This is a genomic window from Vibrio sp. 10N.286.45.E10, assembly GCF_002874195.2.
GTDB classification, from domain to species: Bacteria; Pseudomonadota; Gammaproteobacteria; order Enterobacterales; family Vibrionaceae; genus Vibrio; species Vibrio crassostreae.
Genome location: NZ_MCWD02000005.1, coordinates 1 through 6,786, shown reverse-complemented (window position 1 = coordinate 6,786; position 6,786 = coordinate 1). Strand labels below are relative to the sequence as shown.

Annotated in this window: 8 protein-coding genes and 3 pseudogenes; 7 read left to right on the top strand and 4 right to left on the bottom strand. The window is 40.5% G+C overall.

Going from position 1 to position 6,786, the window contains the following annotated elements:
- The first annotated feature begins 73 nt into the window (after positions 1-73).
- The 5 genes from BCU34_RS23990 (at position 74) to BCU34_RS23970 (ending at position 3,219) form a co-directional block, all read left to right on the top strand.
- Complete coding sequence (locus BCU34_RS23990) at positions 74-1,210, top strand: ISAs1 family transposase (RefSeq protein WP_413286293.1); 1,137 nt, start codon at positions 74-76, stop codon at positions 1,208-1,210.
- Between the two features lie 94 nt (positions 1,211-1,304).
- Complete coding sequence (locus tag BCU34_RS23985; protein WP_102479712.1) at positions 1,305-1,796, top strand: hypothetical protein; 492 nt, start codon at positions 1,305-1,307, stop codon at positions 1,794-1,796.
- Positions 1,793-2,155 carry a type II secretion system pilot lipoprotein GspS-beta gene (gene gspS2, locus BCU34_RS23980; RefSeq protein ID WP_413286292.1) on the top strand — a complete coding sequence of 121 codons (363 nt, stop codon included), beginning with the start codon at positions 1,793-1,795 and terminating at the stop codon, positions 2,153-2,155. The genes BCU34_RS23985 and gspS2 overlap by 4 nt, the downstream gene beginning before the upstream one ends.
- Positions 2,156-2,248: 93 nt before the next feature.
- Entirely contained in the window at positions 2,249-2,866 is a 618-nt protein-coding gene (gene xerC / locus BCU34_RS23975) for a tyrosine recombinase XerC (protein ID WP_413286291.1), read from the top strand.
- Positions 2,867-2,871: 5 nt separating this feature from the next.
- Complete coding sequence (locus BCU34_RS23970) at positions 2,872-3,219, top strand: tyrosine-type recombinase/integrase (protein ID WP_413286290.1); 348 nt, start codon at positions 2,872-2,874, stop codon at positions 3,217-3,219.
- A gap of 149 nt (positions 3,220-3,368) precedes the next feature.
- On the opposite strand, the gene BCU34_RS23965 is transcribed toward BCU34_RS23970, so the two are convergent.
- The 4 genes and pseudogenes from BCU34_RS23965 to BCU34_RS23950 form a co-directional block, all read right to left on the bottom strand.
- On the bottom strand, positions 3,369-3,779 hold the full coding sequence (locus BCU34_RS23965; RefSeq protein ID WP_413286289.1) for a Tn3 family transposase: 411 nt from the start codon (positions 3,777-3,779) through the stop codon (positions 3,369-3,371).
- The gene (locus BCU34_RS23960; RefSeq protein WP_413286294.1) at positions 3,724-3,999 is read right to left on the bottom strand and encodes a Tn3 family transposase; all 276 of its coding nucleotides are present in this window, start codon (positions 3,997-3,999) and stop codon (positions 3,724-3,726) included. The genes BCU34_RS23965 and BCU34_RS23960 overlap by 56 nt, the downstream gene beginning before the upstream one ends.
- A 19-nt stretch (positions 4,000-4,018) precedes the next feature.
- Positions 4,019-4,243 carry a Tn3 family transposase gene (locus tag BCU34_RS23955; RefSeq protein WP_413286288.1) on the bottom strand — a complete coding sequence of 75 codons (225 nt, stop codon included), beginning with the start codon at positions 4,241-4,243 and terminating at the stop codon, positions 4,019-4,021.
- Positions 4,244-4,393: 150 nt separating this feature from the next.
- Positions 4,394-5,553, bottom strand: a pseudogene (locus BCU34_RS23950) (IS3 family transposase).
- 63 nt (positions 5,554-5,616) lie between these two features.
- On the opposite strand from BCU34_RS23950, the pseudogene BCU34_RS23945 reads away from it, so the two are divergent.
- Together BCU34_RS23945 and BCU34_RS23940 are read left to right on the top strand one after the other, a co-directional pair.
- Positions 5,617-6,448 (top strand): annotated as a pseudogene (locus BCU34_RS23945) (tetratricopeptide repeat protein); the annotation flags it as partial.
- 18 nt (positions 6,449-6,466) lie between these two features.
- A pseudogene (locus BCU34_RS23940) lies at positions 6,467-6,786 on the top strand (hypothetical protein); the annotation flags it as partial.

Below are 6,786 nucleotides of genomic sequence, written 5' to 3'. Positions count from 1 at the left end.
TCATTATAAATTTGAACTTTTCCTAATTTAAGGGATCAGATCTGGTAACTATTATCCATTTAGAGTCTTTTCCATGTCTGATTCGTTTCTAGAGCATTTCGAAAACATCGTTGACCCTCGCATTGAACGATGTAAAAAACACCAACTCTTAGATATTCTTTTACTTGCTATTAGTGCGGTGATTTCTGGCGCGGAGGGCTGGGAGGACATCGAAGATTTCGGCCATAATCGTTTAGATTGGCTTCGTAAATACCGTCCATTCCTCAATGGCATCCCTCGTCACGATACAATTGCAAGAGTTATCACCAAACTCAGAGCAGATGAGATTGAGCAAGCGTTTCAGTCGTGGATGAAGACGCTAGTTCAAACGACAGGCACTGATATCATTGCCGTAGATGGCAAAACAGCACGCCACTCTTTCGATACTCGCGGAAGAAAAAATCCGCTTCATTCGGTGAGTGCGTGGAGTTGCTCCAACCAACTTGTTTTAGGTCAGGCCGCCGTTGACGATAAAAGCAATGAAATAACCGCTATTCCTAAATTGTTAACCTTACTTGATATAGAGAACCGCATCATCACACTCGATGCGATGGGTTGTCAGCGCAAGATTGCCAAACAAATAGTTCAAAGCAAAGCGGACTATGTCTTGGCCCTAAAAGGGAATCACTCAACGATGCAGGCAGAGCTAGAAGCTTGGTGGCATAAGGCGTGTCGAGAGCAATTCACCGAGAAGAACTATGCTCAACACACGGATGTAGACGCAGGACATGGTCGAATCGAGACGCGACACTGTGAGCACCTTGTGGTTGATAAAGAATGGCTGACTAAACAATATCATTGGGAGGGACTTAGAAGCATTATTAAAATCACTTCTGAGGTCGAGCACTCCATAACATGCAAGGTTAGCAAAGAGACTCGTTGGTATATCAGTTCACTGGAATTAGATGCAGAACAAGCACTTAAAGCTGTCCGTGGTCATTGGCAAGTAGAGAGTATGCACTGGATGTTAGACATGACCTTCAGAGAAGATGAATGCCGAATTAGAAAAGGAAATGGTGCGTTGGCTTTTAATGCGTTAAGGAAAATAGCCCTCAACTTGTTTAAGTTTGATACAACCCAAAAGATGAGTATGGCTCGAAAGAAAAAGAATGCAGCACTGAATGATGAATACCGCTCAGTGCTTTTAGAGTCTGCGGTTAAAATGCGCTAGCCTTACCTAATCTATCGGTTTCGTCTCACTTATTATTGAAAAATAAAAAAATAAACCTATACTGAAAATATAATTTAGAGGTCGGGTTAACGCGATGAAAAATATCATATCCACTTTTATTATTTACTTTTTTTCTAGCTCATGCCTGGCTTCTACATTTATAGAGATAAAATTTGGCGGATGGTCTCACCACTTCAACACTAAAGATGAATTTAATGAAGTTCATGAAGGAATTGGGCTCGAAGTTTATAGTCTAGATACTAACAATAATCAAGTCGGAGTAGGATATTGGAGAATGAAGGATTCATTAAATGTAAGTAGTGACTACTTTGGTTTGAATTATAGATATAAGATAAGGATAAATAATAATATTGAAATATTGCCATCTGTAGGTTTGAGTTATTTTGAAAAGGGTAAAAAAGAAAATGGTTCAATAACAAAGCACAGTGGTTCATCATTAATCCCATCACTATCATTTAATTTTTATGAAAAGTATGGATTAGATTTATTCTATGTTCCTGAAGGCTCCCTTTCGTACTCTGATACTATCTTTTTCAGGTTATCGTATAGGATCATTTTTTTATGAAAATCATACTTTCTATAATTTTACTTTTTGTATGCACTACAGGGTGTACTAATCACACACACCAGTACTATATAGTGACGGAAATTGCTAAAAATAGGGCTAACATGATTAAATTGCATACACCAAAGCCTATACGATGGGGAACAATAACTGATGCGTACAATGACAATAATACTATTGTTGTTATCATTGATTCATCAGAGGAAGATTATATTAACATCCTGAATTCAAGGAAGGAAATAATAAGAAGAATATGCTCAGACCAGGATGTTGTAAACATTACAGAAAGAGGGATTTCGTACAGATTCATAGTAAATCATAGTAGAAAAAAATCCATGTTTTCCTTAAGGAAATGTTAAATTATAGTTCGTAAATAATTTATTTTATACCTGTATACGCACTATATTTAGATAAGTAACTTTTACTCAAAGAGGGGGAGGAGATGTACAAAAGTGGAAAACAAAGTGGATAGTAGTATATCTAAAGAATATCAAAAAGCTTTACTCACGACAGAGCAAGTTAAAAATACTATTGAGGTAAACGCAGCATCTGCTTATTTACTGAGTCTGCGCTCCCATCTGAGTCGGCAAAAAATGGGATACTTCCTAAATAATGTAGCTAGAATGACGGGGAACCAGAACATTTTATATTGTGATTGGGGAACGATGAGACGCCATCACATACAGGGAATTATTGACTTACTGATTGATGCGGGAAGAGCGCCAGATACAATTAATACCTACCTTGCTGGATTAAAGGGAGTTGCTTTTGAAGCATGGACAATGAAGCAAATTGATATGGAAACTTACCAACATATCAAACAAATAAAGAATGTTCGGGGCCAGAGGGTGCCAAAAGGAAGATCATTAGATAGTATTGAGGTAAGACAACTTTTTAAGAGCTGTGATGAGGACCCTAGATGTAAAGGAGTGAGAGATGGTGCCATTTTTGGCATTCTTTTAGGATGTGGTTTACGTAGAGGTGAAATTGTAAGTCTCGACTTATCAAATGTTTATTGGCAAGAACAAGCTATAAAGGTCACGGGTAAGGGGAACAAAGAACCCGTTTAGCCTTTATGCCTGATGGAACGCTAAAAAGATTGAATTTATGGGTTCAGGATGTCCGTGGTCAACAACCAGGTCCCCTTTTTTCAAGAATTCGGCGTCATGATGATGTTCAAGATACGCGGATGACTGATCAGGCGATCCACGAAATACTTAGGACCAGACGAATGGAAGCAGGCTTAGAGCATTGCTCTCCGCACGACTTGCGCCGCACATATGCAAGCACTTCGTTAGAGAATGGTGTGGATATCATGACGTTAAAGGATATGATGGGTCATGCTAGTATTACCACAACTCAACGATATATCCATATAAAAAACGAAAAAATGTATGACGCAAGCAAGCGATTAGTTATTTAGTAAGACTAGATCATCAGATGAGTAGTATTTCAAGCCAATTTCCTCAATGCAGCGCTGAGTAGCAAATGCGACCTGTTTTTTAGATTCCGCGCTAATTGGGGTATTGCGCACATTTCCCTGAAAAGTTCATTTTTCATTTTATGGCTGAATTAGGCCACTGAAGTAATACTGTCTATCTCCGCGTCTGATGATAGTGGGTGGACGCTTTCGAGCATACTTTCCAGATTCAGCATGTCTTCTCTTTCTTCGAAGACATAGTGCCCCGTCAATTGGATATGCCCCCAAGCAACTGGAGAAATATTCGATAGTAACTCGATTGCATCGTCATTTTTTTGCTTCTCGAAGCGCTCTACAAGGCTAGATAACAATGCTGAATTGTAGTAAATGATGCAGTTGGCTATCAGGCGGGCACAATCATTCCATTGCTCAATCTGGAAATCACTTCCACCACGCAACTGATCCCCGTTAAGGTTACCAATTGCACTACGAAGTTGATGGTAGGCTTCACCCCTGTTCAGTGCTCGCTGAACAAACTGCCTCAAATCTTTTCTGGTCAACATAGTCCAGCATGTAAAGGCACTTAATCAATCGGTCATACACTCGCAGCGCGGCGAGCGTCCGGCTACCACGTTTGCTGTTTGACAGCTTGCGGATGATGACGTGTTGTTCAGTTGATTTTCTGCTCAGAGAGCAGATGATAGGTTGGATTCGATCCCAGTCATCTTTAATGAGTTTTACTCGAATGGGCTTTTTAAGCTTGATATCAAGATCACCATCTATGTTTACCTCAAACAGGTTTTCAAAAGCATGCTTGAACTTGGCGTATCGGGGTGAAAACTGCTAACCGAAAATATCCAGAACCAGCGAAGTTCACATTATTGGTACCGTGATTGTCGGTGGCCAGAGACTTGGGCTGGATGTCACCGCTGTTGTTGTAAAGCAGGTCGAATGCGTAGTGCCCTTCGTATTCATTGGCCGATATTACCGTCGTATTCAAAGGTACATGATTTGACACCAACGTCATGGCTGAAACCCCTTTTCCTTTACGGAAATATTTTGCTGAGGTATCTGGTTTTGAATATATTAATTTGGCACGTATGCTTCTGCCCATCAATACTGCCAAACGGGGCGGATTCATTGATGGTGATCTGCTCCAGTTAGACTGGACACCGCATTAAGCGACATATTGTTTTTCAAAGTTAACTGGACTTAGATACCCAAGGGCACTGTGCCTTCTTGTTCGATTATAATCAACTTCGATATATTCAAAAAGTGCTTGGCGCATCTCTTCTCGCGTCATTATCGGCTCGTATTGAACGGCTTCTACTTTCATTGAGTGGAAAAGCTTTCAACACAGGCGTTATCCCAGCAATTTCCCTTCCTACTCATACTTTGTTTTAGATTATGGGCTGAGATTAAGTCTCTGTAATCTTTTGAACAATATTGGCTACCTCTATCACTATGGATAATTACCCCTTCGGGCATGCCTCTACGGAACAATGCCATTGATAGCGCATCACAGACCAGAGTCGCGGTCATTCTGGTGCTCATTGACCAACCAACTACTTGCCGTGAGTACAAATCGATAACAATCCTGCCAAATACATCCAACCTTCGCTTGTCGCTAGATAGGTAATATCTCCAGCCCATTTTTGGTTTGGTGCTGTCGCATTAAAATCTTGCTCTAGCAAGTTCGGGGCAACAGGAAGCCTATGCTTGCTGTCTGTCGTACATTTAAACTTACGGGCTGCCTTCGCGACTAAGCTCTGGCGCTTCATGCTCGTGGCAATGGTTTTTTACATCGTGCTTATTACCATTTGCCTCAAGTTCTTTTTGAATACGCCTTGCACCGTCGCGTTCCTTTTTATCATCAAAGACTTCTCGAACTTTGCTGTCAAGCTGCTTTCGGTGCTCGTTGCGTTGAGTGACTTTATGGCGATTATCAATCCAATAATAAAACCCACTTCGAGAAACCCCAAACACCTTAGCCATACGGACAATCCTATATTGCATAAGGTGTTCGAGCATAAACTCATAGCAATCTACTTTAGATTTTTTTTTCGCGAAGTAGGTGGCGGCCTTTTTTACGATATCTAGCTCTTCAGCTTGCTCAGCCAATAACCGTTTGAGTTTGGCATTTTCAGTGGCGAGTTCCCTTTCTCTATCGCTGATTTTCGCATCTTTTTTGACGGCTTTACGCCATCCATAAATTTGAGATTCATACAACGATAGCTGTCGTGCCGCAGCAGCGACACCGACTTTCTCATGCCAACCTAAGTGCTTCGGATTTAAATTCAGGAGCATGTTTGAGATTCGTGTTTTCTTAGTTGTCATTGTTCACCTCGTTAGTGATTGTACTCACTTTTAACTCAGTGTCCAAAACTTCTGGTGCAGATCATTGCTCTGCGAGACAACAATATAGACTTGGCTTTATATGAATATATACGCTCTTTGTCCTTCCCTGAAAAAGAGTTTCACGATAAAACCTTGTTCACTATTGGCCAAATACATTCGTCTCGCGGTAACTATGCGTTGGCCGAGAAAGCTTACCTAGCAGCGCTAGATTTTAATCCTGCCCACACCGGGAAGTATTGGAGCAGTTAGGTGTTTAGTATACCAAGCAACGCCGTACCGATGAAGGTCGAAGCTATTTCTTTAAAGCGATTAATTCAGACCAGGTTCGTTTAAAAAGCAGCGAAACTATCCAAAATTACCAAGCGTTGAGTCAAAGTGAAGTGGCCAGTTTGAAGGTAGACAGCATGTCCCCAGCATTGGCTTATATGGGGATTGGTGTATTGGAAGATGTTGACGGAAAGCTATCAAGATCGCACAAGAGTACTTTAAAAAGTCACTGACGATAGATAAAAGCTCAGTCAAAGCTTTGTTGAATATGGGCTACTCCCACTACATGTATGGTAACTATAAGGAAGCGTATCAATACACGCGTTCAGCCTTAGAGTTAGAACCGAATAATGAAAAAGCTCGGAACAATCTATCACTTATTTATTTAGCCTCTGGGGATATTAAAAAGGCAACCAACGTGTTCATGAGGAACATGGATGCCCCGGAAGCGTTGAATAATGTTGGCTACTTCCTCATCTTACAAGGAAAACCTGATCAGGCGGTTCCATATCTACAGCAAGCTATCGATAAAAAATCATCTTACTACAAAGTAGCAAATGAAAACTTAAACAGAGCACTAGCGGAAGTGAGAGAGATGGAACAATAGTGAATTGATTTTGGCTTAATGAAAAGGATATTCATATTGCCTAAAAGTGAGGATTTTAACAAAGACATCATAGCTATTTCTGTAATTTGGCTCGTATGTGCCATTTTTATATTTATTTATAAGTGGGAGAGCATTTCAATACTCAACCTGAATGACAATGACGATTATATGCGTTTTGTTCAGTTTCAGGAGTGGATGAGGAATGGTCATTGGTACCTAGAGCCAATGAGTAACTTTAATGCCGATGACGGTATTATTATTCGTTGGTCTCGATTTCGTGATCTAATGCTCTCTTCAGTCGCTATTTCATTGATGTTTATGGTTGATGATAGCCTTGC